The 21,467-nt window shown below is 62.5% G+C and carries 29 protein-coding genes; 16 read left to right on the plus strand and 13 right to left on the minus strand.

What is annotated here, in order from left to right:
- Nucleotides 1–379: 379 nt before the first annotated feature.
- Nucleotides 380–595: a hypothetical protein gene (locus I6F17_RS19420; protein ID WP_225125557.1), complete on the minus strand. Its 216-nt coding sequence runs from the start codon at nt 593–595 to the stop codon at nt 380–382.
- A 977-nt stretch (nt 596–1,572) separates the two neighbouring features.
- Nucleotides 1,573–1,833: a hypothetical protein gene (locus I6F17_RS19425; protein WP_036007657.1), complete on the minus strand. Its 261-nt coding sequence runs from the start codon at nt 1,831–1,833 to the stop codon at nt 1,573–1,575.
- A gap of 261 nt (nt 1,834–2,094) precedes the next feature.
- Here I6F17_RS19425 and rocF point away from each other — a divergent pair, with 261 nt between their 5' ends.
- Nucleotides 2,095–3,072 carry an arginase gene (gene rocF, locus I6F17_RS19430; RefSeq protein ID WP_225125560.1) on the plus strand — a complete coding sequence of 326 codons (978 nt, stop codon included), beginning with the start codon at nt 2,095–2,097 and terminating at the stop codon, nt 3,070–3,072.
- A 72-nt stretch (nt 3,073–3,144) separates the two neighbouring features.
- On the opposite strand, the gene I6F17_RS19435 is transcribed toward rocF, so the two are convergent.
- Nucleotides 3,145–3,561 (minus strand): hypothetical protein, encoded by a 417-nt coding sequence (locus I6F17_RS19435; RefSeq protein WP_036007763.1) that lies wholly within the window; start codon nt 3,559–3,561, stop codon nt 3,145–3,147.
- Between the two features lie 334 nt (nt 3,562–3,895).
- On the opposite strand from I6F17_RS19435, the gene I6F17_RS19440 reads away from it, so the two are divergent.
- Together I6F17_RS19440 and I6F17_RS19445 are read left to right on the plus strand one after the other, a co-directional pair.
- Entirely contained in the window at nt 3,896–4,105 is a 210-nt protein-coding gene (locus I6F17_RS19440) for a hypothetical protein (protein ID WP_036043996.1), read from the plus strand.
- A gap of 294 nt (nt 4,106–4,399) precedes the next feature.
- A complete protein-coding gene (locus I6F17_RS19445) occupies nt 4,400–4,678 on the plus strand; it encodes a hypothetical protein (protein ID WP_225125562.1) in 279 nt (92 codons plus the stop codon).
- 4 nt (nt 4,679–4,682) lie between these two features.
- Here the strand turns inward: I6F17_RS19445 and I6F17_RS19450 are convergent, their stop codons facing one another.
- The 6 genes from I6F17_RS19450 to I6F17_RS19475 form a co-directional block, all read right to left on the minus strand.
- On the minus strand, nt 4,683–5,897 hold the full coding sequence (locus I6F17_RS19450) for a mandelate racemase/muconate lactonizing enzyme family protein (protein ID WP_225125564.1): 1,215 nt from the start codon (nt 5,895–5,897) through the stop codon (nt 4,683–4,685).
- A 138-nt stretch (nt 5,898–6,035) separates the two neighbouring features.
- On the minus strand, nt 6,036–7,322 hold the full coding sequence (locus I6F17_RS19455) for a divalent metal cation transporter (RefSeq protein ID WP_036007761.1): 1,287 nt from the start codon (nt 7,320–7,322) through the stop codon (nt 6,036–6,038).
- A 151-nt stretch (nt 7,323–7,473) separates the two neighbouring features.
- Nucleotides 7,474–7,659 (minus strand): hypothetical protein, encoded by a 186-nt coding sequence (locus I6F17_RS19460; RefSeq protein ID WP_036007759.1) that lies wholly within the window; start codon nt 7,657–7,659, stop codon nt 7,474–7,476.
- A 221-nt stretch (nt 7,660–7,880) separates the two neighbouring features.
- Nucleotides 7,881–8,507 (minus strand): hypothetical protein, encoded by a 627-nt coding sequence (locus I6F17_RS19465; protein WP_036028865.1) that lies wholly within the window; start codon nt 8,505–8,507, stop codon nt 7,881–7,883.
- A 41-nt stretch (nt 8,508–8,548) separates the two neighbouring features.
- Nucleotides 8,549–8,869, minus strand: coding sequence for a hypothetical protein (locus I6F17_RS19470; protein WP_225125566.1), 321 nt, complete (start codon nt 8,867–8,869; stop codon nt 8,549–8,551).
- Between the two features lie 158 nt (nt 8,870–9,027).
- Nucleotides 9,028–9,318: a hypothetical protein gene (locus tag I6F17_RS19475; protein WP_225125567.1), complete on the minus strand. Its 291-nt coding sequence runs from the start codon at nt 9,316–9,318 to the stop codon at nt 9,028–9,030.
- A 35-nt stretch (nt 9,319–9,353) separates the two neighbouring features.
- Here I6F17_RS19475 and I6F17_RS19480 point away from each other — a divergent pair, with 35 nt between their 5' ends.
- The 5 genes from I6F17_RS19480 (at nt 9,354) to I6F17_RS19500 (ending at nt 11,418) form a co-directional block, all read left to right on the plus strand.
- Nucleotides 9,354–9,581 (plus strand): hypothetical protein, encoded by a 228-nt coding sequence (locus I6F17_RS19480; RefSeq protein WP_036043993.1) that lies wholly within the window; start codon nt 9,354–9,356, stop codon nt 9,579–9,581.
- Between the two features lie 202 nt (nt 9,582–9,783).
- Nucleotides 9,784–9,975 (plus strand): Myb-like DNA-binding domain-containing protein, encoded by a 192-nt coding sequence (locus I6F17_RS19485; protein ID WP_036043979.1) that lies wholly within the window; start codon nt 9,784–9,786, stop codon nt 9,973–9,975.
- Between the two features lie 332 nt (nt 9,976–10,307).
- Nucleotides 10,308–10,499 (plus strand): CsbD family protein, encoded by a 192-nt coding sequence (locus I6F17_RS19490; RefSeq protein WP_036043977.1) that lies wholly within the window; start codon nt 10,308–10,310, stop codon nt 10,497–10,499.
- 274 nt (nt 10,500–10,773) lie between these two features.
- Nucleotides 10,774–11,022, plus strand: a complete 249-nt coding sequence (locus tag I6F17_RS19495; protein ID WP_225125569.1) for a hypothetical protein — start codon at nt 10,774–10,776, stop codon at nt 11,020–11,022.
- Between the two features lie 126 nt (nt 11,023–11,148).
- Nucleotides 11,149–11,418 carry a hypothetical protein gene (locus I6F17_RS19500; protein ID WP_036043973.1) on the plus strand — a complete coding sequence of 90 codons (270 nt, stop codon included), beginning with the start codon at nt 11,149–11,151 and terminating at the stop codon, nt 11,416–11,418.
- On the opposite strand, the gene I6F17_RS19505 is transcribed toward I6F17_RS19500, so the two are convergent.
- Together I6F17_RS19505 and I6F17_RS19510 are read right to left on the minus strand one after the other, a co-directional pair.
- Nucleotides 11,412–11,636, minus strand: a complete 225-nt coding sequence (locus tag I6F17_RS19505; RefSeq protein WP_036043971.1) for a hypothetical protein — start codon at nt 11,634–11,636, stop codon at nt 11,412–11,414. The genes I6F17_RS19500 and I6F17_RS19505 overlap by 7 nt on opposite strands.
- Nucleotides 11,633–11,833, minus strand: a complete 201-nt coding sequence (locus I6F17_RS19510) for a hypothetical protein (protein WP_036007627.1) — start codon at nt 11,831–11,833, stop codon at nt 11,633–11,635. The genes I6F17_RS19505 and I6F17_RS19510 overlap by 4 nt, the downstream gene beginning before the upstream one ends.
- A gap of 330 nt (nt 11,834–12,163) precedes the next feature.
- Here I6F17_RS19510 and I6F17_RS19515 point away from each other — a divergent pair, with 330 nt between their 5' ends.
- The 4 genes from I6F17_RS19515 to I6F17_RS19530 all read left to right on the plus strand — a co-directional run bounded on the left by I6F17_RS19515 (nt 12,164) and on the right by I6F17_RS19530 (nt 16,339).
- Complete coding sequence (locus I6F17_RS19515) at nt 12,164–12,337, plus strand: hypothetical protein (RefSeq protein WP_225125579.1); 174 nt, start codon at nt 12,164–12,166, stop codon at nt 12,335–12,337.
- 472 nt (nt 12,338–12,809) lie between these two features.
- Nucleotides 12,810–13,535 carry a DUF4261 domain-containing protein gene (locus I6F17_RS19520; protein WP_225125581.1) on the plus strand — a complete coding sequence of 242 codons (726 nt, stop codon included), beginning with the start codon at nt 12,810–12,812 and terminating at the stop codon, nt 13,533–13,535.
- A 251-nt stretch (nt 13,536–13,786) separates the two neighbouring features.
- Nucleotides 13,787–14,410 carry a DUF1629 domain-containing protein gene (locus tag I6F17_RS19525; RefSeq protein WP_225111963.1) on the plus strand — a complete coding sequence of 208 codons (624 nt, stop codon included), beginning with the start codon at nt 13,787–13,789 and terminating at the stop codon, nt 14,408–14,410.
- Nucleotides 14,411–14,728: 318 nt separating this feature from the next.
- Complete coding sequence (locus I6F17_RS19530; protein WP_225125583.1) at nt 14,729–16,339, plus strand: hypothetical protein; 1,611 nt, start codon at nt 14,729–14,731, stop codon at nt 16,337–16,339.
- 137 nt (nt 16,340–16,476) lie between these two features.
- Here the strand turns inward: I6F17_RS19530 and I6F17_RS19535 are convergent, their stop codons facing one another.
- Together I6F17_RS19535 and I6F17_RS19540 are read right to left on the minus strand one after the other, a co-directional pair.
- Complete coding sequence (locus I6F17_RS19535) at nt 16,477–18,000, minus strand: FAD-dependent monooxygenase (RefSeq protein WP_225125585.1); 1,524 nt, start codon at nt 17,998–18,000, stop codon at nt 16,477–16,479.
- A 187-nt stretch (nt 18,001–18,187) separates the two neighbouring features.
- Entirely contained in the window at nt 18,188–18,403 is a 216-nt protein-coding gene (locus I6F17_RS19540; RefSeq protein ID WP_225190440.1) for a hypothetical protein, read from the minus strand.
- Nucleotides 18,404–18,953: 550 nt separating this feature from the next.
- On the opposite strand from I6F17_RS19540, the gene I6F17_RS19545 reads away from it, so the two are divergent.
- The 4 genes from I6F17_RS19545 to I6F17_RS19560 all read left to right on the plus strand — a co-directional run bounded on the left by I6F17_RS19545 (nt 18,954) and on the right by I6F17_RS19560 (nt 21,399).
- Nucleotides 18,954–19,127 carry a hypothetical protein gene (locus tag I6F17_RS19545; RefSeq protein WP_167456548.1) on the plus strand — a complete coding sequence of 58 codons (174 nt, stop codon included), beginning with the start codon at nt 18,954–18,956 and terminating at the stop codon, nt 19,125–19,127.
- A complete protein-coding gene (locus tag I6F17_RS19550; RefSeq protein WP_225125589.1) occupies nt 19,124–19,423 on the plus strand; it encodes a hypothetical protein in 300 nt (99 codons plus the stop codon). The genes I6F17_RS19545 and I6F17_RS19550 overlap by 4 nt, the downstream gene beginning before the upstream one ends.
- Before the next feature lie 65 nt (nt 19,424–19,488).
- Entirely contained in the window at nt 19,489–19,917 is a 429-nt protein-coding gene (locus I6F17_RS19555; protein ID WP_225125717.1) for a GNAT family N-acetyltransferase, read from the plus strand.
- A 213-nt stretch (nt 19,918–20,130) separates the two neighbouring features.
- On the plus strand, nt 20,131–21,399 hold the full coding sequence (locus I6F17_RS19560; RefSeq protein WP_109143000.1) for a CoA transferase: 1,269 nt from the start codon (nt 20,131–20,133) through the stop codon (nt 21,397–21,399).
- Nucleotides 21,400–21,467 lie beyond the last annotated feature (68 nt).

The raw sequence follows: 21,467 nt of genomic DNA on the forward strand, positions 1-21,467 counted from the left end.
CCTAAAGCACGGCGACATCGCGAACGCAATCGGCGGACGCTTGCGCGAGCCGCGCTCAGCATCCGACCCTTCAAGGTGAAGTCTACCGTTGGCAGGTGCCACCGCGGCAATGCGACGAATAGTGCCTTCGGTACATCGGCTCCGGGACCGAACCGCAGCGCGAGTCAGTCCTGACGGAGGACGGTCTCACTAGGGGCGGTCGCAGAAAACAGCGTTGAGGGACATTGGTTCGCGTCAGCTTTGGCTCCGGAGCGATTTTCACGATGCACCAAAGCGCGATGCGATTAGGATGAATCGTCATCGCGCTTTATCGGAAAAGCGCTACGCACTTTTCCGGATCATGCTCTAACGCACAGCGGCGCCGAATGCCGTCACCCGTTCAAGGCTGTAACAGCGAGAGGAGGCGTTGTCGGTCCTGATCAAGAACACGCTGGGCTCTGCGCAATGTGTCCAGCTCTGCTTCAGCGGTAGCGGTATCCTTTCCTTCCCGCTTCAACTGATGGATCGCTCTCTCTTGCTCTGCAAGGCGTCGTTCTCCTTCAACTACATCGCGCTCGACCTGCCTCAACGCATCATAGACGAAGGTCTTGTCCATCAGTGTGCTCAGCTGGCGCCGCCAATCTCTTCTTTCTCGATCAACCTCAGCTCCGCCTCAACGTTCCCGCTCGCCACCGCTTTTCGCCGAAGCCAATCTCATGCGCCGGACAGATTAAAAGGCTTGTGCCCGCAGAGCACTGAGCTGGCGCCGGGCTGGGGTTCCTTGTCTGGCGATTTCTCAGAGCCGCCTCATCGATCCAGGGATAACGCTTGGTCCCTCGGTGCCATTGCGAGAGAGCAGCCGGACGCGCTCGTTGGCACGCATGCCAGCATTCGGTCATCGTCTTGGATCCAGTCAGGCCCTGAGGGGTTTGTTTGCCGGCTGTGGCCAGCCACAGCTTGTGTCCCTGGCATGCTCGAGCAGATAGATAGCTCACGGTAAAGAAACCAATCCCCCATGCGGGATCAGCGGCCTGCATCGTTCAAGTGGCGGCGAAATTAAATATTAATTAATGCGCTATTTTAAATAAATTAAATGCTAGACGAGATTTAAATTTGAATTAGAATGAGGACCGCTTGGCGCCGGATGAACGCGTCAAGGACCTCCTAGAAGCGGCCCCATCATCCCGCCCTGCCGCCCTGTTCAAAGGATGTAAGGGCCGCTTCTAGGGCAAATTGTGAGGCAAATCATGCACCTGTCACTCGGTGATTTGTTTCTCATCTCCGCGGGAACGGCTACGCTCCTAATGATTGAGATCGGAGTCTTGATCATCGTGGGTTTGATCTGAGCCAATGAAGAAGAGCGTAGGGACGTTCTGAGGGCCAACTACATATCAGGCGTTGTGAAGCATCAGCTAGATTAGCCGTTCTCGACCGTAAAATGCGATGCCGGCGCCACACTCTGTGGCGCTGACCTTTCGTTGGTAAAAGTAGCACTCCGCTTGGCTCTGACGTAGATCGGCTCCGGAGCCGGACCGCAGCGCCGAGCCAGGCTTGATGCAGGACGGTTTCACCCAGAGGGCGCTGGCAGAACAGCTACCGCCGGCGCGCCACCGCGACGCCAAACAGGAAGGCGACGAACAGGCTGGCAAGCGGTGCTTCGCGCGTGATCGCGGAAACCGTCGCGAGTGCCCCGCCGGGCTTGCGCGATTCCTCGACTGCGGAGGTGAGGCGATCGACCGCTGCGTGCAGGCCTCCGGCGACTTCACCAATGGTGCGGGAGACGTCCGCGGCCGTATCGATGGCACGCTCGGCCATGCCGGGCTGGGACGAGGATTGCGGTATCTCCGTGCTCAAGGACGCGACCTCCTGGCGTGATGATCGAAGCCGGCACCTTTGGCTATCCGCGCGAGCGCTCGTTTTGAACAGCGGGTCTGGTGACCTTTGGCTATCCGCGACAGGCGCCGTGATTGACGGCGGGTGCCGGCCTTGGATGAGCAATTCAGCGCAGGGGATTTTGTTCCGGATGATATGCCGGCGGCTTGCGCGCTCCCCGGGAAACGACGGGTGCGAATCTCTGTTAGGCTGGGTGAACCTTGCTGACGTCAGGAGACAGCCGTGACCGACCGGACCATGACGGATCGAGCCCGGCACATCGCCTTGCTTGGCGCTCCCATCGACATGGGGGCTTCGCAGCGCGGCACCTTGATGGGGCCTGCGGCGCTGCGCACCGCCGGCCTTGCGACATTGCTGGAAAGCCTTGATTTCGAGGTCGTCGATTATGGCGATCTGTCCATAGCCGAAGTCCGGGACCTCACCGACAGGCCGCCCGAACAGGCCAATCATTACCGCGAGATCCAGCGCTGGACGCGCGTTCTGAGCCGCAGAGGCTATGAGATCGCGACATCAGGTGCGCTGCCGATCTTTCTCGGCGGCGACCACACGCTGTCGATGGGGTCGGTCAATGCGATGGCGCGGCATTGGCAGGAGCGCGGCCGCGAACTGTTCGTGCTCTGGCTCGACGCCCATGCCGACTACAACACGCCGGAGACGACGATCACCGCGAACATGCACGGCATGTCAGCCGCGTTCCTGTGCGGCGAGCCCGGGCTCGACGGCCTGCTCGGCGACGATCCACGCGCCTCGATCGGCCCGGACAAGCTCGATCTGTTCGGCGCGCGTTCGATCGACAAGCTCGAGAAAGAGCTGATGCGCACGCGCCGGATCAGGATCGTCGACATGCGTCAGATCGACGAATTCGGCGTGGCTGTCCTGATCCGCCGCGTCATCGAACGGGTCAAGGCGAGCAATGGCGTGCTGCATGTCAGCTTCGACGTCGATTTCCTCGACCCTTCCGTGGCGCCGGGCGTCGGCACCACCGTGCCGGGTGGCGCCACCTATCGCGAGGCGCATCTGATCATGGAGCTGCTGCACGATTCCGGGGTGGTCGGATCGGTCGATATCGTCGAGCTCAATCCGTTCCTGGACGAACGCGGTCGGACCGCGCGCACGGCGGTCGAGCTGATCGGCAGCCTGTTCGGTCAGCAGATCACCGACCGGCCGACGCCGAGCAATGCCATCGCGCCGGGCGAATGATGGCCGCTGGCCTGCAAGCGAAAGGCCGCGCCCATGTCGAGCGCGGCTCTCGTGGCGCCTGATCGGCTGCTCTCACCAATGGCGGTGGTGCCGATGCCAGTGGTGCCGAACGACCGGATAGGACCCACCGTAATAGGCGTAGGCGGGGCGCACGACGCGCCGATAGCGATAGCCGTAGGAAACGGGCGCCGTGTAGTAAGTGGTGGTGTAGCCACCGCCCCATCGATAGGGCTCGTCGTATCCATAGTCGTAGGCGTAGGGGCCGCCGTAGTAACCGGCACTGTAATAGCGGGGACCGCCATAGTAGCCATAGCCGGGTCCCCAGCCGTAGGCGGAGGAGGCAAGGCCACCAATGACGGCGCCTGCGACCAGGCCGCCGGCGATGCCAGGTCCCCAACCTCGCCAATGGGCTTCGGCGGGAGACGTTGCTGCGATCGAGCTCAGGCCCAGAGCGCCGGCCATCAGGGCTGACATTGCAATCTTCTTCATCAACATACCTCTCACATCACATTGCCCCAGGGGAATAACGGGAAGAATAAGCAATGGTTGCTGCTGGCCGGTGGCGAGAGCCAATGGGTGCTCGGCGTCGGGACGCCATCACCGAGAATTCGGGCCTGGACGGCGACGCCCGCCGTTCCCATCAGTTCGACCAAATGCCTCCAAGAGGTTCGGGACTGCCCCGAGCGGCGCGCGGCGCGCCGAGAAAGAATCCGATCAAATCGCCCCTGAATCATTAAATGGCCGAATACCGGGAAAAACCGGAAACTTTGGAGCGTGTCCTTAAGTTGGGACGCCACGAGGTTCGGATTTCCGGAGAGCAGGCATGGACGACGACAAGGTCTTGAAGAACGCCGCGGACACCGCCTGGACGGTGTACCGGGCGCGGCACCCCGAGGTCGCCGCGCACGACACAAGGCGCTGTCTGCTGGAACGCCATCTGCAGAGGAGGTGGGAAGAGCACCCAAGCGATACCGAAGAGCTCGCCTCTTTCGGGATAGCCTACCTGCACCGCCTTCCCAGGGATGAATGTTGACGTGCATGAAGATGCTTGTTGTCCGCGTGGCCCGCACGAGCACGAGGCCGAGTTGGACCCTGCTTGCGATTTCATGTCTCATCTCGGCGACCATCGTGACGGTTTTGCGCGTCGTGTGCGAGGGATAGAGCTTGCGCCCCAAGTGCCCGAGCCGGGAACTCCACCCAGCAACCCCGTCGCCTCGCGTGAGGCCACGACCGGCGCGGCATCGCCCAACGCTACGAGCCGCAACAGTAGGGGGAACCGGAGGGGGCTCGACCGAATTAACCTGCGAGGAAAAATGCGGATGCTTCAATGACAAATGGTCGCTTCGCGTACTCCATGTCCAGAGCTCTGCGCCATCCCGGCGTGATCGCGCTGATCGTGGCGGGCGTGACGATTGCGGCCATGCTGGTCGTCGACCACGGCCCCTGGAGCCGGGCCAAGACACAGCCGGCCCATGTCGCCATGTTTGCGACCACCGGCGAAGCGGCACGAGCCGCTGGCGCCCTGGTGCTCCCGACCGATCCGAAATCGCCGATCGAGCCGCAGCGGCCGAAGACGTCCCCAACCGTCAATCCCGTGACGCCGTAATCTCTCAGCTCTTGCGGCCGTAATTGAGGAGCCCGCCACTCGTCTTCGGCGGATGGGCCCGCAAGGCTTCCTCGTTCGGCTCGGTGCCCCAGCCGGGCCGGTTCGGGATGATGAGATGGCCGTTCTCGATCTCCGGCTCGTGCGTGAACAGCTCGCGATCCCAGGACAGACGATCGATGTCGATCTCCATGATGCGCAGGTTCGGCACCGCGGCGCAGAAATGCGCGTTCATCATCGAGCAGAGATGGCCGTAGAAATTGTGCGGGGCGACGTTGACCTCGAAGGCTTCGGCCGCCGCGGCGATCTTCATCGACTGCCAGACGCCGTTCCAGGGCGTGTCGATGATCGCGACATCCATGGCCTGCGCGTGGAAGTAGGGCAGGAATTCACGCAAGGAGAGCAGCGTCTCGCACGACGAGATCGGGTGCGGGCTCTGCTTGCGGATATAGCCGAGCGCTTCCGGATTGAAGCTGTCGATCTCGACCCAGAACATGTCGAGGTCGGCGATGGTGCGCAGGATCTTCAAGTAGCCTTCGGTCTTGGCGTTGAAGTTGCAGTCGAGCAGGATGTCGACGTCGGGCCCGGCGCCGTCGCGGATCGCTTCCAGATGCATGTGCAAGTCGCGCAGGATCTTGCGGTCGACGTTGATCTCGGGCGCGAAGGGCGAGCCGAAGCCGGGGCGCCAGCCGGTCGGCTTGCCCTCGTCATAGGAAAAGATGTTGGTCTTGAGCGCGGTGAACTTCTTCTCGCGCACCTCGCGCCCCATCGCCTTGACGCCGTCGAGACTTTCGATCGCCGGCTTGTACCAGGACGGGTGATTGATCCGCCACGTGGCGCAATGCGACCAGTACACCCTGACGCGGTCGCGGATCTTGCCGCCGAGCAGCTCATAGCAGGGGACGCCGAGCGATTTCGCCTTGGCATCGAGCAGCGCGTTCTCGATCGCCCCGAGCGCCTGCGCCACCACGCCGCCGGCCGCAGGACGCGTCGCTGCGAACAATTCGGCAAAGATGCGCTCGTGCTGGAAGACGTTCTGCCCGATGACCCGCGCCGAGAGGCGCTGGATCGCGGCGCCGACGCCGGGCGAGCCAAAGCCTTCGTCGAATTCGCTCCATCCGACGATGCCGTCCTCGGTCGTCAGCTTGACGAAATGATAGTTTCTCCAGCCGGCATCGCAGGCGAGGATCTCGAGGCTCGTTGCTTTTGATGACTTGGTCATGTCGCTCCCTGTCGCCCGGCCGGGCTTTTCTTGTCGCCCGATCTTGAGCCGGGCCCGGACCGCATTGTTAAGCCAGGCGCGGGGCGGCGGGAAGATGCAGCGATGCGGCGCGGCAGCGCGTCCGAAGCAGGCCTTGCGTCAGCCGATCACCGACGAGCCGAGCAAAGCGAGAACGGCGAGCGCCATGACTGCGGTGCCGAGCCAGCCCAGCGCGATCAGCCAGGAGCGGGCCCTGAAGCGGCCCATGATGGTGCGGTTCGAGACGATCAGCATCATCATCGCCATGATGGGGACGGCGACGATGCCGTTGAGCACCGCGCTCCACACCAGCATGTTGATCGAGTCGATGCCGGTAAAGCCGAGGCCGAAGCCGATCAGGGTTGCCGCGGCGATGATGGTGTAGAAGCCGGCTGCCTCGTCCGGCTTGGCCTCCAGCGTGGCGCGCCAGCCGAAGATCTCGGCAACGCCATAGGCCGCCGAGCCCGCCAGCACGGGAATGGCGAGCAGGCCCGTGCCGATGATGCCGGTCGCGAACAGGGCGAAGGTGAAATCGCCGGCCAGCGGCCGCAGCGCTTCGGCCGCTTCCGTCGCCGAGCCGATATTGGTGATGCCGTTGGCGTGCAGGACCGATGCGGTGGTCAGGATGATGAAGAAGGCGATGCCGTTAGAGAGCAGCATGCCGGAGATGGTGTCCGTCTTGATGCGGTCGAGCTCGTGATCGCCGCCGCGCTTGAGCTGGCGAAGCGGCTTGTCGCGCTCGCCCTGGTTCATCTCCTCGACCTCCTGCGAGGCCTGCCAGAAGAACAGATAGGGGCTGATGGTGGTGCCGAGCACGGCCACGACCATCAGGAGATAGTCGGCGCTGACGTTCGGCTTCGGCCAGACCGCGGCGAGCAGCGCCGTGCTCCAGGGAATCTGCACCGTGAAGGCGGTCGCGACATAGGCGAACAGCGCCAGCGTGAGGAATTTCAGCACCGGCGAATAGCGCCGATAGGGCACGAACACCTGCAGCAGGGTCGAGCCGGCCGCGAAGATCAGCGCGTGCTCGTGGTTGAGGCCGCCGATGACGAGCGAGAGCGCCTCGGCCATCGCGGCGATGTCGGCGGCGATGTTGAACGTGTTCGCGGCGACCAGCATGGACACCAGCGCCAGCACCGCCCAGCGCGGCGCGACGCGCATGACGTTGGCGGCGAGCCCCTTGCCGGTGACGCGGCCGATCTGCGCGCTGACGAGCTGGATCGCGATCATGAACGGCGTGGTCAGAAACACGGTCCACAACAGACCGAAGCCGAATTGCGCGCCGGCCTGCGAATAGGTGGCGATACCCGACGGGTCGTCGTCGGCAGCTCCGGTGATGAGGCCGGGGCCCAGCCGTTGCAACAGCGTCGGCGCGGATTTCGTCGGGGTGAGGGCGCTGTCGCTCATCAACGGGCTCGAACGGGTTCGGGACGTCGTCTTTAGCAAATGCGAATCGAATGCCATAAGTTCCCGCTGCCGAAGCGGGCGGCTGATTTTCGAAAATGCTAAGTCGAGTTTGCTCCGTCGGGCAAAACAGGGCTATATTGCCATCATCGGCCTACCTGATGCTGACGAACATGCCCCAGGCGGCGGCCAGCGCCGCGCCGGTGAAGAGAACCACCGGGTTGTCGCAGAACGTGCCGCCGTACCTGCACACGTCCGCGCCGAATTGGCCGAGCTCATGACGGCTCGCGGAATAGAACAGTCCCGACAGCACCAGCAATGCAGCGGCGACGTAATACATCGAAGGTCTCTCCGGCTTGCCCCGTCCAGGCGACATGTCCCAGCATGAGGCGAAGAGATTTCACTTCGGCCAATCCGCTTTGCGGCATTTGAGATAAAGTTTGACCCGTCGGGCAAAACACCGGCAAGATGGCACAATCGACCGTGCCGGCGTGATGACCGGTCGTCGACATCAAAAAGGCCCCGCACCGCGGGGCCTTTGCCGTGTCAGAGCTTACCGCCCTATCGCCGCGAGCCTACGCCGTAGAGTTCGCGCTCGCGGACGACATCCTCCGGCGACAATGGCGGGCTTGCGGCGTCGAAGTCGGTCCAGCCGGACTTCTGCCAGGCGGCGCTGCGCTCCTGAAGGTTGACCGATCGCTCGTGCAGAAGCGCATCGAGGCGCGCGCGGTCCTGGTCCGGCACCCTCGCGGACACCAGCGTGCCGCCGCGGCGGACGCCCTCGGCATAACGCGATGCGTCTTCCCTGGAGACGCCGGCCTCGGTCAGGGCGCCGATGATTCCGCCGGTGGCCGCGCCGGCAGCCGCGCCGGCCGCGGTCGAGGCGAGCCATCCGGCCGCGACCACCGGACCAAGGCCCGGGATGGCAAGGAGGCCAAGGCCTGCGAGCAGGCCGGCGGCGCCGCCGAGCCCCGCGCCGATGCCGGCACCCGTGCCGGCGCCTTCGGCGCGATCATCGGTGCCGTCGCGGTCACGATCGACCTTGCCGGAGCGTGAGCCGTACCAATTGTCCGAATTGTTGGCGACGAGGCTGATGTCGGAATGCGGCACGCCGGCGCTTTCGAGCCGGGTCACGGCCCGCTCGGCATCGGCGTAATTGTCGTACAGGCGAGAGATGGTCGTCGTCATGTCTGGATCTCCTGATGTCGCGAATGACTTGATTTCGTAAATTACTTGGCGGGGTTGACGTTGCCCTGGAAGTCGACGCTGACGTCGGTCTTGGTGCCGGCCTTGTCGGCCTTGCCGCGCCAGACGCCGTTGTCGTCCTTCTGGAGGCCGGAGACGTTGGAATAGCCCGCGCCCTCGATTCGCGATTTCGCCTGTCCCTCGGTGAAGCTGTTGCGGCCGGCGACCGGTGCGTTGGAGTTGTTCTGGTCGGAGCTGTTCACGGCGTTGTTGCCCGGCCCGCCTTGCGCCGGCTGCGACTGAGCGCCCGCGGGCACCGAACCGAGCAGCAACAAGGTTGCGGCCAGAACTGTCAGATGTTTCATGTTGTTGTCTCCTGCAAGTGATTGTGCGGGCGACAACAGGTGAGATTCGAAATGGTTGCTATTGGTTTGGATGAGTTTGCTGCGGCTCTTCGGTCGCGGCTCTTTGGTCACGACGACGAGCGAGTTGCCGCCGCGGCCGGACATGCGTCCGCCACCTGCTACTTTGAAGATTGCACGGACTCGGCTTGGCCCTTGGTGGGCTCCCACGGCGCCGGAAGGATCACGCGGATGGGGCGGGCTTCGGTGGCGCCCTGAACCACAGGTGCGGCCTGTTCCTTGACCGGCTCGGCCAGCGCTACGCTCATCAATGCAACCAGCAGCGCCAGGGAAGTTGTCATCAGCCGCACGTCCAGCATCGAAGCCTCCTGTTTGCGCACCAACGCAATCCGCCGGAATTGGTTCGGGCGGTAGACGGGAACAAGTGGCAATTTGTCGGGTTTGTAGAACACACGCCCGGATGACCGGGCTGCTGGAGGAGGACACGATGAACTTCAAAGCAATCATTGCCGCCGCCGTGCTGACGTCAGTTGCGGCTCCCGCGTTTGCGCAATCGTTCTACGTTGTGCAGGACGTCAAGACGAAGAAGTGCACCATCACCGAGTCGAAGCCGACGACCACGGAAACGACGGTCGTCAGCGGCGACACCGTGTACAAGACCAGGGCGGAAGCCGAGGCCGGCATGAAGACCGTCAAGGTCTGCACCTCGAACTGATGCACTGAGCGAAGGTCACACCCGAGCCTGCGCTCGAAACAATGCCCGCGCGGAGCGATCCGTCGCGGGCTTAATTTTTTGCAAAGTTCAGCTTACCAAGCCGCTGTTAGTGTCGGTCCGTCACGCGCGGCCAGGATAGGAACTCCGTCCGTCTCGGCCGATTGTCGCCAGCGCTATAAACGACGGTGAGCCAGCTCCAACCATGCAATCACGCTATCCCTTGTTGAAGAGGTGGACGGCGGACGAGCATGAGCGGCTGAAAGCGCTGGCCGAAGCAGGCCGGCGGCCCGACGAGATCGCCGCAGAGCTCAACCGGAGCGAAGCCGCCGTGCGGGTGAGGGCCTGGCAGCACGGCATCGCGTTGCGCGGCGTCACGCAGAAGCGCGGCAAATAGCGCGTGCTGGGGGCGTGGACTCGTCGACACTCGGTCAGCGGGTCGGTGTCTGCTTCACGCTCAAGGCGGATTAGGACACCAAGCGAAAAACCCGGAGTGTGAGCGTCCGGGCCGATCGCAAGTAAGAATTACAAGTCCAATGCATGAGGTAAACCAAACCTCAACGGCCCTGTCTGTACACTTTTGCACACTCGCGGCGAGCAACAAGTACAAGCTGCGTAAACAGCTCATGGACATCGCAATCGACCGTTCTTCGTGTGGTGCGCGTCTCGCAGGAACGACAGCGCAGCGTTTTCGTTGTGCTCGTCTTCTAGACAAGGAGGATAACGATCATGGACCGTGAACATGTGAAGGGCGCCGCCGACAAGGCAAAAGGCGCGATCAAAGAGGGGGCTGGCAAGCTTACCGGGGACAAGGACCTCGAAGCCGAAGGCAAGATGGATAAGGCCAAGGGATCCGCCCACAACGTCGCTGGAGATGTGAAGGACGCAGCGCGGGACGCCTCTGACGCCCTCAAGAAATAGCCAAAAAAGGAAAGTCTCAAACTGGCCGCCTCAGGGCGGCTTTTCCGTTTCTGCCAAGCCCAGGGCGATGACGAAACACGCCTGAAACAGTGCTGAAACCAGATCGTCCTGAACTCGGCGGCCGCCGGGGCCGACCAACCAAGCGAAACGGAGAGACAATCATGATCCAGATCGGTTCGAAGGAAGAAGTCGCGCTGCTGCTGGCGCTGTTTGGCAGCCACACTCAGCCGGCGCAGCGGCCGAAGCCGAAATCGCGGCAAGGGTGAGTGACGCCATGCCCGGTTTGGCCGAATGCCAGAGCCTGCTCCGGCTCCTGATCGCCAAGGGCGATCCCAAGGCCATCCCGCTTGCCAAGGGCGCCATCGACCAGTTTCTGAACACGGCACCGTTGAGCATGCGCGGGCGGGGCCTGCGCGTGCTGCAGCGCGATGCGCTCGACCAGCACGATGCCGCGGTCGGGGTGCAGCGCTCGTTCGCCGAGACGGTGGACGCCTATATCGAGCACAAGCTCGCGGAGGAGTGAGCCGGCGCGGCCCGATCGCGTGCCGCCCGGTGTTCCCGGAACCTGCTGATTTCCAAAATGATTTTTTGCGGTTCTTTGCAACCTTCGCTTGCCCTCTGCGCTATAGGGGGCAAGAGGATTACGGTCATGACGCGATATTACTTTGACCTTCGCGACGACAAGGGAATTGCGCTGGACGAGGAGGGACTGGAATTGTCCAGTGCGCGTGCGGTTCAGGCCGAGGCCGCCAAGTCCGTCGCCGACCTTGCGCGCGATGCGATGCTCGGCGCGCCGCCCACCGGCGACCGGCAGGAAATGGCGATCGAGGTGCGCGATGCGAGCGGCCCGGTCATGCAGGTGAAGTTCAATTTCCAGATCGAAGATCTCAGGTCGCGCCCGCAGTCACGCGGTCATTGACGCGTCAGCGTCGGGCGGGACGGCTCGGGCAGGGGCGGGCAGAGCTGCTCGGAGTCCAGCACCGCGATCTTTCGGCCGAGCTGCCAGACCTCGACCTTGCCGAGCCGTGTGAACCGCTTCGCAAAATCGACCGCGGAGGAGTCGGACGGGGCTTCGAACGCTTCGGCGGAGCGGAAGACGCCGTTCTCGCCGATGAGATAAGCGCGATATTGCATCATGTCGGCGCCCTCAGGCCGGGCGAGCGCAGCCAGGAATCGATCTGCATCGCGGTTTCGTCGCGGCGCGCCTGGCGCAGCAGCATGTCGCGGCGGGGGCCTGGGGCCAATTTGCGCGCTTCCTCGCGGCAGCGCTCCGCTTCGTCCGCGAGTCTCTCGCGCAACGTGGTGGTCTGTTTGAATCGACGCCGCTTCTGCATGGGCGTGCTCCCTCATGAGAGTAGGGCGGGAGCGCAACTGGCGTTCTCATCACCGATCGATGCCACGGGCCTTGCGGTGATGAATTTACCTTACGCCTCCGGCACAGCGGAGTCACATCATTTGATATGTTGCGCGGATTAATTTTCGCGAGAAGCTTGAGCGTGTTGAGCGGCTTACTCAATTTGCGCCGCGCGAGTCCTAAAGTTCAATATTGAACAGAAGGCAACCTCTGTTAATTGATACTGCATCACCGGCCAAGGCTTTGTCCGTAGGCGTCGGTGGCTGAGAGACCGAGCGCGCTCCCGCCTGCAAAGCAAGGGAGCACCGCGATGACCGTCTATCGGCCGTTGCCTGTCGACCACGACACAGTTGAATACATGCGCCGGATCGCGCGCGAAAGCCGCGAACTGTTGAAGCAATCGCCGCCCGATACGTTTCTGGGGCGCAGGACGCACGAGCCTTTCCAGGGCGATGGCGACGCTACGCCGAACGAGGAGCGTTGACCGTCAGCGCAATCGCGATCGCAGGCGAGAGGCCTGATTGCAGCGTGCGGGTTTGGGTGGCATTGGCGCAGATCGCCTGGGCGATCGCGCGCTGACGTCAGGGCGAGGCGAAGCCGTTCTGCTTAGAGGAGGGCGGCATCGGCGCGCGCCAACAGGGGATCGGCCATTTGATCCGTGCATGGGCGGTGCAACGCGGTGTGTTGCCGGTTGTTCATGGGAGGGCGGCCCCGGTGTGGCTCTGGCGACGGCGCGCGTGGTAATTTCTTGTTGTTGCGTGAACCCCTCTATCTTGCGCTCACCCGGAGCGCGGAAAACGCCGATTGACATTGTTCCCTATTTGTTCTACAGAAGGTTTCTGTTCAACCTCTGGGCGAACAGCCGAAGTTTGACTCACACTGGAATTTCTGCGGGGTCGTTGATGAGTAGCTCGCTTCTCTCTTTTGTCCTGTTGAGCAGACCGGTGACGCCTGACATGTCAGCAGTCGCCAAAGTTCTTCACGCCCGCCATCCGGAATTGGCAGCAGAGGCGCCGGACGATGACGAGCTGCAACCGGCTCAAGCGAATTCGCCGCTCATCCGCTGTGGCAACGAGCTTGTTGCGCTCATGTCGATTCCGGCGCCCATCCCGCAGGATCCGGGGCTTTGGGCGCGCGCTGCGCGAACTTGGCCGGAAAGCGAGGCTGTGGCAACGGACCATCAAGGCCACATCATCGTCTCGCTGCTCGGAAAAACTGAGCAGCCGCTGGTCGCCGCCCGCCTTACGACTGCAGTCATCGGTGCATTGATTGCCACCGTGCCGGAATGTTGCGGCGTGGTGTGGGCGGGCCGGGTGGCACGGCCGGCCGATCTATGGCTCGATGCGTCTCGCTGGATGCTCGCACCGTATCCGGACTATCCCTTTAGACTATGGGTCGACATTCTTCCGTTCCGGTCAGGTACGAAGATCGGAGCGATCACGATGGGCTTGTCCGCGTTTGTCGGCCGCGAGATCGAATTCGTGACCGGTAAGCTCGCGCTTCCGGCGTTGTTCGACAAGGTGGCAGGACTTTCCGTGTATCTGATCGAGCACGGAAACGTGGTGAAGGACGGTGATACGATCGGAGCAAGTGCGAGCGAGCGGATTGCAGTGCGCTACAAGAACTCTGATGTTTTTGGAGGTCTGCCGGTGTTCTATTGTACGGATGAATTCGAGCACTAGTCTCCCAAACTTCTTGCGCGTGTCGAATGGTAGTTGCACTGCTCGAAATCGCTTTGACACGTCGGGCAAAACACTGGCAGAATGGCATCATGGAGAAAGGCCGATCAAGCTCGCGGGAAGCCGCGGGCTTTATTGTTGCGCGCAAGCCTTGTTCCACGTGCAAGTCCATGGTGCGCAAAGAAATCGGCTTGAGAACTTCAAAGCTCTGAGAAGCGCCGTGGGCCGAGCGATAGGCAAGGGAGCGACAAACGATGCCCGAGTCAGGTATTGCAGCGCGAAAGAAAAAGTCGTCAAAGCTATACAAGTTCGAACGGGATATTAGAGTTAGCACGTCGCCCGGTTGGAACATGGAAAATTTCGACGCCTTGGGCGTTGGCCCCGTGCTGTATTCACCACGAGGCAAGCGAAGCTTTCCTCCGCTCCTAGAAACGCCGCGGCTGCTGATCGCCAGATCTCTCGGGCGGCCGCCGGCCGATTGGGAGCCATTTCACGACTTTTGGCTCGTGTCCGATCGGATGAAAAACGTTCTCGAGTCGGTGGACAGAGAGGGGGTTGCTTTTCTGAGATGCGAAACGCGGTCGTTGAGAGGAGAAGCACCGGTATATTGGCTCTGCGACATCGTCCGTGAGCTCGATGTCATCGATGAGGAGAAGTCGAACTTCAAAGTCCTGGACGATGGGACTGATTTCAGGCGGTATGTCGGCACGGCGATGGATTCCACGTTCGTCTTTCGCGAAGAGGTCATCGGTTCGGCTCATATCTTCCGAGCCCGCTTTTTGAACAAAGTTGTTTGTAGTCAAGCAATGAAGGATGCTTGTAAGGCTGCAGGCCTGAAAGGTCTAAGATTCGGAAATCCCTACATCAATTGGGGTTGATCCCAGACGTAGCGCACTGAGATACCGTCGAAAGTCTCCCAAGACTCAATGATCTATCAACGCACGTGAACCGCCCGCGTCCGAAGGTGCTTGCGTGTTGTTGGCGCGGGGGATTCCCCCGATCTACGTGATGTAGCCAAGCGCTCCGCTGTCCCGAAGCCTTCCGGCAGATGCCGACGTCGGCAACAGCTTCGTGCCACAACGTTTACCGGCACGTCGGACGATACAACCCGCAAATCCAGCGGCCGGCCTCCCCCGCTGCAGGCCATCCAAACAGCATTCAAACCAGAACGCCGGCTGCATTCAGGAGCAGCTCGGATGCCGGCGCACGGCAGGAGCCGCAATTTCATGTTTCAAAATCACCACATTTTACTTCAGCATTTCGCCGACCACCCGGTCGTCCGCTTTTTACGTGGACGGTTCGAAGTTGACGCAATTCGAAATCGTATGAATTTGCCCTCCGCACAATCGGTGGCAACCGATCTGACTGCGAGCCCTCATACTGGCGGCCATCTGGGGGCGTATCATGAGGGGTTCGGCGACTACCTTAAGGAGGTAGAAAAATCTACGAGGTACGCGGCGGCTCTCGCGGGTGACTCGCATGAGCTCGATGAGCTGGTGTCGGACGTAAACGCACTCGTGGCGGCCGCCAAGTACGCGCTGGCGAGCGGTCATCTATTTGCCAATACTCCTACGGGAATGACCACCGAAAACGCAAATGCGGTGAACAAGCAATGGTTCGACAACTGGAGAGCATACGCCGCCGATCATCAGACGCAGATCCGGGAGATGCAGGAGACAGTGGACCAATTCCTCGCTGCCGGTCGCGCGGACGCGGCCTTGGACTTTCCGGTTCTCTCTCCAACCAGCGGTCTCAGCATGGCAGAGAGGATCGCAATCCTGAAGCGTTCGCCGAAAGGCTCTCCTATCTCGCTGCAATTTACCAAAGTCGGACCTGTCCCCGATCTTCCGGGCCTGGTGCCGCCCTTCGTCAATACGCGTTTGCCAGGTTTTATTCCGCCGTCGCTTGAGGGAATCAACGAACCGGAAGGATTTACGCCTAGCAATCCGCTTATCACGTACGGGTTGCCGGGATTTCCGGCGACCAATCCTCAAGGCTTTGGACAACTACCTCCGACCACCGGGGTGGCCGAGGATCCTTTAGTGCTCAAGTATGATCCAGCAACCGGTTGGCCCCTTCCATTCTCCGAACGCTCACCGATATTGGACCCCCCCGCTCCGTCTCATGCAACGCCGCCCGCTGGCCTCTACATGGGAGCAGGACTTGCCGCGGCCGCGGTGTTAGCGCCGCAATTCTCGCCTGTCTGGGCTCGGGCAGCGGTCGCTGGGCTAGCTGCTGGCGTACCGACGCTGGCAACTGCTCGGACCAGCGACGGAGGAGTGTTCTCCACCGGAGCGCCCGCATATGATCCATTCAATCGCGACCAGACGAGCAGCTATGTTGGCGGCTTGAATGCGGCCCCCTGGTCGAACGAAGATGCCAAAACGATCGCAACGCCCTTGGCGATGGGGCGCCGCGGAAATCAGGACGAGACCTCTGAGGGACCAACTGAGCAGCCGCAAGCGCTTCAATCAGGAGTCTTGCGCTTAAGCGCATCAGTCGCGCCCGAAGATGTCCGGCGTCCTGCCCGTGTGAATGAGACGAACGCGGGCAACGTGTTCACGACGGGCAGTGCGCCAGTCCCGTATCTGCCGTCTACCGCATTCGACGATCGGTATGGCAATTGGACTATCCCGGCCGCTCGCGGCCAGCAGCCGCAACCCAGCAAGCCGATCGGCGTGTTTGCGGACGAGCCGAGCTACCTCATTCCTCCACCGATCTTCGGAGTGGACGGCTCCGTCCATCCGCGCGATGATGGTGAGGAATGGTTCTCGCGCTGGATACGACCTTTGCTCCGGTCCGAATGACATCTGTGGTGAAGCGAGAGCCTTCATTTGACACGTCGGGCAAAACACTGGCAGAATGGCATCATCGAAAAGTTCGGAACAAGCCCGCGGATCTGCCGCGGGCTTGTTTGTTTTGGCGGCGCAGAGGCGTTCGTGCTTTACGCATCACCCCGCCCGAACCACCTTGTCAGCGCCTCCGCAAGTCCGTGCTGGCTCCCATCTCCCACCCAGGCCACATGACCATCGGGCCGCACCAGTACCGCGCTCGGCGCGGGGACCGCTCCGATGGCCGGAAGCTGCAAGTCGCCGTCATAATCGGCATCGACTATCGCGAGGCGTTCCCGCCAGGGCGTGATGTCGATGCCGCCCGGCTTGCCGAAATTGAGCAGCACGCCGCGCGCGCCGTGCAGCAGCGTGAACAATTTTAGCGGCCGCCCGCCCGCCACGAGATCGAGATCGGGCATGCGGCGGCCGAGCAGCGCGTGGCCTTTGCCGAGATCGTAAGCGATGTCGAGCCCGCTCATCATCGCGCCTAGGTGCCGGCGCGGCTCGTCCATGGCGAGCAGCTCGGCGATCACCTCGCGCGCGGCCTTGCGGCCGTCGTCGCCGCGGCGGAGCAGGGCGATCTGCGCCATGGTGTTTTTCAGCACGCGCGCGGCCACGGGATGGCGCTCGCCGTGATAGGTGTCGAGCAGGCTGTTGGGCGAGATGCGACGGATCACCTGCGCCAGCTTCCAGCCGAGGTTGACCGCGTCCTGCACACCGAGGTTGAGGCCCTGGCCGCCGACGGAATGATGAATGTGCGCGGCATCGCCGGCGAGCAGCACGCGGCCTCTGCGATAGGACGCGGCCTGCCGCGCCGCGTCGGTGAAGCGGGAGATCCAGGCGGGGTTGTTGACGCCGAAATCGGTGCCGTACACGGCTTCGAGCGCCTCGCTGAGATCGCGCAAGCTCGGCTCGCCGCTGCGCGCGAGCTCGGCTTCCGTCACGACGACCAGCACGCACCCGCTCTCGGTCTTGCTGAGGCCGTGGAAGCCGAGCGCGTCGTGACGCAGGCCGAATTGGGGCTCTTCGCGCATCTCGACCTCGGCCATGAGGTTGCTGAGCGAAGGTTCTGAGCCGGGGAAGTCGATGCCGGCGCTCTTGCGCACCAGGCTGCGGCCGCCGTCGCAGCCGACGAGATAAAGCGCGCGCAAGCGCTCGCCGCCGGACAGCGTGACGTCGAGGCCGGTGTCGTCTTCCGCAAAGCCCGTCACCTCGCGGCTGCGATAGATCGGCACCGCGAGCTCGGAGACCCATTCGGCCAGCAGGCGCTCGATCTGGTTCTGCCGCAGCGCGAGCCCATAAGGATGGCGGGTGGGGAGATCGCCGATGTCGAGCCTGGTCCAGGCGAAGCCGGCGAGCTGGGTGATTTGCCCTTCGCGCAGGAAGCGCTCGGCAATGCCGCGCTGATCGAGGATCTCGATGCTGCGCGCGTGAAGTCCGCCGGCGCGCGTCTCGACGATGTCCTGGCTCGCGCGCCGCTCGACGATTGCGACGTCGATTTGAGCCAGCGCGAGCTCGGCGGCCAGCATCAAGCCGGTCGGGCCGGCGCCGGCGATGACAACCTGATGGCCGGCGGCAGTTGCGCGTTCCGCGCTGGTTCGGCCGCGCGAGCGTGACGTCGGAAGCGGGAAAGGCATGTCGTGACCCCTCGACTGGTTGTTCAGGCCGAGGGGTCTTACGCGATCACCGGGGGCTTGAAGCAAGTCCCTTCCGCACCACATATCGAGGTGGGAGATGAGGCTCTCGCCTGTTCGGCGCGTTGACACGTCGGGCAAAACACCGGCACAATGGCATCATCGAGATGCGCGCCGCTTGTGCCGCGGGCTAATCGTCCTTCGCCAAATCGCCGGGTTGTGTGGGCAGATCGATGCTGCCGCCCTCGCCATGCGCGAGATCACGGCCGTCGTCCACCGCCACGTCGGCATCTTCGACGATCGCCTGCTGCGTGGCGCGTTCCTTGTCGATGCGCGGCTTTGAGCGCGGAAGATTTGGCGAGGTCTCGTCTTGCGATGTGCCGCGGGAGGTCGTCTTGATGGTCATGGCCGGTCGCTCCTGATTGTCCAACGCGGCTTGTGCGAATTCGTTCGTTTGACACGTCGGGCAAAACACTGGCAGAATGGCATCATCGAAACGAGTTTGAGTTGGCCCGCGCGGGACGCAATCCGCGGCGGGCTTTTTCAATTCAGCGGAAGGTTTTGACACGTCGGGCAAAACACCGGCATAATGCCATCATCGAGACGAGTTTGGTTCACCCGCGCGGAACGCGATCCGCCGCGGGTTTTTTCGTTCTCGATTTTGGAATCGGACGGCGGCGGCGCATTGCGGCCACGCACTCGCTTGATAACGCGTTGAGAGAGCGCCGATCGGCGCGCCGTCGTCCGAACCTATTGCTGGCCGTGCACGCGCGAACGTGCCGGCCCGCGGCGCCGGGCTTGTTGCCCGCGCCGCTGCGGTCTCCGGGTTCAACGGAGATAGGGTTCGCGCCCGAAACGATCGCGCTCTTCGCGCGATCTGCCGCGCATTTGTTTTCACTGGGAGAGAAGATGACCGCTTACCTGATCTCGCTCGCCATTACGAGCCCGACAAGCTGATGGGTTATTGCGTCGCGCTCTATTTCGCAAAGCTCCTTGTCTGGGACAAGGTTCTCGGATTGGGCTCGACAGACGCCCTGGCGGGATTTGCGGCGATCACCGCCAATCTTGTGGTCTCATTCTATTTCGCCAAGCGCGGCTTCGAGAATGTCGCAAGGATCATCAAGCGATGAGGATGCAAGACGACGAGATCAGGGCCATTGTGGCCGAGACGCTGGCCGAGCAGCACAGGCTCCAGCAGGAGAGCATCGATGCGATCGTGTTGAAGGCGGTCGCCTCGGTGCTGGCTTCTTTTGGCATCGAGGATGACGACCGAAAAGAACTGCGAGCCGATTTTCAGCACTTGCGGAGGTGGCGAAAGAGCGTGGAGCAGGCCCAGAGCTACACCTTCAAGGCAGTGATCACCGTCATTGCCACCGGGTTGATGGGAGCGGTCTGGCTCGGCGTCAAGGTCGTACTGGGCAAGTGAGCCTTCGCGGCGGCGGCGAAGTCACCGGCGCCCGGTCAAGCTCTTCCGACGCAATGAGCCACTTCATGTACAGAATCCGTATCGTCGATGCGTCCGATGACGACGTTGCCGAGACCCTCGCCGATCTGCATCGGCTCACGTTCTTCGATGCCGCGGCGATGCCCACGTTCGACCTCGGCGCGTGGTGGATGGCTTATCACAACGCGGACGCAGTCGCCTTCGCCGGAATTGTGCCCTCGACCCGCGTTCGAAACGCCGGCTATTTCTCCAGAGTTGGCGTATTGCAACGGCATTGGGGACGCGGCCTTCAGCGCAGATTGATGCGTGCGGTGGAGGCGAGGGCGCGGCGTATCGGATGGGACAGCATTGTCTCCGATACGACGGACAACCCGGTATCAGCGAATAACTTCATTCAGACGGGCTATCGGCTGTTCGAGCCCGAGACCCCTTGGGCCTGGGCGCATACGCTCTATTGGCGGAAGTGGCTTCACTGAGCAGGCTTGCCGCCGCACGGAACGCGCCGTTTATCTAACGGCCAGTACGCGTCTGGAACGTCCGAGGACCCGGCAGCCTGAGCGCTGCCGGGTCCTTTTTGCGTATTGAAGCGATGCGGGCGTGGGACTTGCGAAGTCGGCGGCGCCGGGCTTTAAGTTTGCTCTTGCAGGAAATTCGGCGGCCATAAGCCGATGTAAGGGAGAGCGCGATCGATGCCCACCAAGCCTCAATTGCCGGTACGTGCCTCGCATGGGATGGGAGGCCCGACCGCGCTGGATGGCCTATTGGTCGTTGATTTCACGCGTGTGGTCGCTGGCCCGGCCTGCACCCAGACGCTCGCCGACTACGGTGCGCACGTCATCAAGATCGAGAATCCCGATGGCGGCGACGACACGCGCGCCTATGAGCACGCGGAGATTGGAGGCGAGAGCGCCGCCTTTCTCAGCCTGAATCGCAACAAGCGCGGCATCGCGCTCGATCTTGCTGTGCCGGAGGCGCGCGAGATCGCGCTGGATCTGATCCGCAAGGCAGATGTGGTCGTGGAGAATTTTTCGAGCGGGGTCATGAAGAAGTTCGGGCTCGACTATGAATCGGTCGCGCCGCTCAACCCGCGGCTGGTCTATTGCTCGATCTCCGCCTACGGACGCAGCGGACCGTTTGCCTCCCGGCCAGGCTTCGATCCGATCACCCAGGCGGAAAGCGGCTTCATGTCGCTTAATGGATTTGCCGACGGCCCGGCGGTTCGCACCGGCCCGCCAATTGTCGACATGGCGACGGGGATGTCCGCCTGCAATGCCATCCTGCTGGCGCTGCTCGCGCGGGAGCGGCTCGGCCGGGGGCAGCATGTCGAAGTTGCCCTGTTCGACGTCGCAATGGGAATGACCGGTTTCTACGGCATGGCCTATCTCATCAACGGCGAAAACCCCGGCCGGTTCGGCAATTCGCCGAGCGGGTCTCCCACCGTCGGCGTCTACGAGGCCTCAGATGGGCCGCTCTACATGGCCTGCGCCAACGACCGGCTCTACCGCAGGCTTGTGGTCGAGGTGCTGAATCGGCCCGATCTCATCACCGATCCGCGGTTTGCGACGCGCAAAGCCCGCTCGGAGAACAAGGAGCTCCTGCGGGCAGCCATCGCCGAAGTCTTCGCCAGTGATACGCTCGAAAACTGGATGGCGAAGATGAAGCTGGCCAATATCCCCGTCGGCTATCTCCGGACGGTCGAGGAGGGCTTCAACGCCCCCGAGGCTCGCGAGCGCCATCGTTTGAACCGGATTCCGCATCCGACAGCCGAGTGGGTGCCCAACATCGAGCCACCGATTACGATGAGCCTGACAGCCGCGGTCGACCCCGTCGCGGCACCTCTTTTGGGCGAGCATACCAAGCAGATCCTGCAAGATACGCTCGGCTACGACGAACGTCGGATCGCGGATTTTGGCGAGAAGGGCGCCTTTGGCTCGGTCAAGCCTCCAAGGTCGACTTGAGGCACTGGCTCGGCTTGATTTGGCGAAGGTCCCGCCGCATAAATGTGTGAAAGCGAGGGACACGAATG

The sequence above is a fragment of the Bradyrhizobium sp. NBAIM18 genome (assembly GCF_020193825.1).
GTDB lineage: Bacteria > Pseudomonadota > Alphaproteobacteria > Rhizobiales > Xanthobacteraceae > Bradyrhizobium > Bradyrhizobium yuanmingense.

What these genes read in the sequence shown, in the direction of transcription:
- I6F17_RS19505 (WP_036043971.1), bottom strand. Translation starts at nt 11,636, where the DNA reads ATGATGCAATATCGCGCTTATCTCATCGGCGAGAACGGCGTCTTCCGC.
- I6F17_RS19540 (WP_225190440.1), bottom strand. Translation starts at nt 18,403, where the DNA reads ATGACCATCAAGACGACCTCCCGCGGCACATCGCAAGACGAGACCTCG.
- I6F17_RS19445 (WP_225125562.1), top strand. Translation starts at nt 4,400, where the DNA reads ATGACAAATGGTCGCTTCGCGTACTCCATGTCCAGAGCTCTGCGCCAT.
- I6F17_RS19525 (WP_225111963.1), top strand. Translation starts at nt 13,787, where the DNA reads ATGCCCGAGTCAGGTATTGCAGCGCGAAAGAAAAAGTCGTCAAAGCTA.
- I6F17_RS19550 (WP_225125589.1), top strand. Translation starts at nt 19,124, where the DNA reads ATGAGGATGCAAGACGACGAGATCAGGGCCATTGTGGCCGAGACGCTG.
- I6F17_RS19510 (WP_036007627.1), bottom strand. Translation starts at nt 11,833, where the DNA reads ATGCAGAAGCGGCGTCGATTCAAACAGACCACCACGTTGCGCGAGAGA.
- I6F17_RS19480 (WP_036043993.1), top strand. Translation starts at nt 9,354, where the DNA reads ATGAACTTCAAAGCAATCATTGCCGCCGCCGTGCTGACGTCAGTTGCG.
- I6F17_RS19500 (WP_036043973.1), top strand. Translation starts at nt 11,149, where the DNA reads ATGACGCGATATTACTTTGACCTTCGCGACGACAAGGGAATTGCGCTG.
- I6F17_RS19495 (WP_225125569.1), top strand. Translation starts at nt 10,774, where the DNA reads ATGCCCGGTTTGGCCGAATGCCAGAGCCTGCTCCGGCTCCTGATCGCC.
- I6F17_RS19545 (WP_167456548.1), top strand. Translation starts at nt 18,954, where the DNA reads ATGGGTTATTGCGTCGCGCTCTATTTCGCAAAGCTCCTTGTCTGGGAC.
- I6F17_RS19435 (WP_036007763.1), bottom strand. Translation starts at nt 3,561, where the DNA reads ATGAAGAAGATTGCAATGTCAGCCCTGATGGCCGGCGCTCTGGGCCTG.
- I6F17_RS19490 (WP_036043977.1), top strand. Translation starts at nt 10,308, where the DNA reads ATGGACCGTGAACATGTGAAGGGCGCCGCCGACAAGGCAAAAGGCGCG.
- I6F17_RS19520 (WP_225125581.1), top strand. Translation starts at nt 12,810, where the DNA reads ATGTCAGCAGTCGCCAAAGTTCTTCACGCCCGCCATCCGGAATTGGCA.
- I6F17_RS19470 (WP_225125566.1), bottom strand. Translation starts at nt 8,869, where the DNA reads ATGAAACATCTGACAGTTCTGGCCGCAACCTTGTTGCTGCTCGGTTCG.
- I6F17_RS19530 (WP_225125583.1), top strand. Translation starts at nt 14,729, where the DNA reads ATGCCGGCGCACGGCAGGAGCCGCAATTTCATGTTTCAAAATCACCAC.
- I6F17_RS19465 (WP_036028865.1), bottom strand. Translation starts at nt 8,507, where the DNA reads ATGACGACGACCATCTCTCGCCTGTACGACAATTACGCCGATGCCGAG.
- I6F17_RS19485 (WP_036043979.1), top strand. Translation starts at nt 9,784, where the DNA reads ATGCAATCACGCTATCCCTTGTTGAAGAGGTGGACGGCGGACGAGCAT.
- I6F17_RS19515 (WP_225125579.1), top strand. Translation starts at nt 12,164, where the DNA reads ATGACCGTCTATCGGCCGTTGCCTGTCGACCACGACACAGTTGAATAC.
- I6F17_RS19560 (WP_109143000.1), top strand. Translation starts at nt 20,131, where the DNA reads ATGCCCACCAAGCCTCAATTGCCGGTACGTGCCTCGCATGGGATGGGA.
- I6F17_RS19450 (WP_225125564.1), bottom strand. Translation starts at nt 5,897, where the DNA reads ATGACCAAGTCATCAAAAGCAACGAGCCTCGAGATCCTCGCCTGCGAT.
- I6F17_RS19455 (WP_036007761.1), bottom strand. Translation starts at nt 7,322, where the DNA reads ATGAGCGACAGCGCCCTCACCCCGACGAAATCCGCGCCGACGCTGTTG.
- I6F17_RS19440 (WP_036043996.1), top strand. Translation starts at nt 3,896, where the DNA reads ATGGACGACGACAAGGTCTTGAAGAACGCCGCGGACACCGCCTGGACG.
- I6F17_RS19420 (WP_225125557.1), bottom strand. Translation starts at nt 595, where the DNA reads ATGGACAAGACCTTCGTCTATGATGCGTTGAGGCAGGTCGAGCGCGAT.
- I6F17_RS19555 (WP_225125717.1), top strand. Translation starts at nt 19,489, where the DNA reads ATGTACAGAATCCGTATCGTCGATGCGTCCGATGACGACGTTGCCGAG.
- I6F17_RS19535 (WP_225125585.1), bottom strand. Translation starts at nt 18,000, where the DNA reads ATGCCTTTCCCGCTTCCGACGTCACGCTCGCGCGGCCGAACCAGCGCG.
- I6F17_RS19460 (WP_036007759.1), bottom strand. Translation starts at nt 7,659, where the DNA reads ATGTATTACGTCGCCGCTGCATTGCTGGTGCTGTCGGGACTGTTCTAT.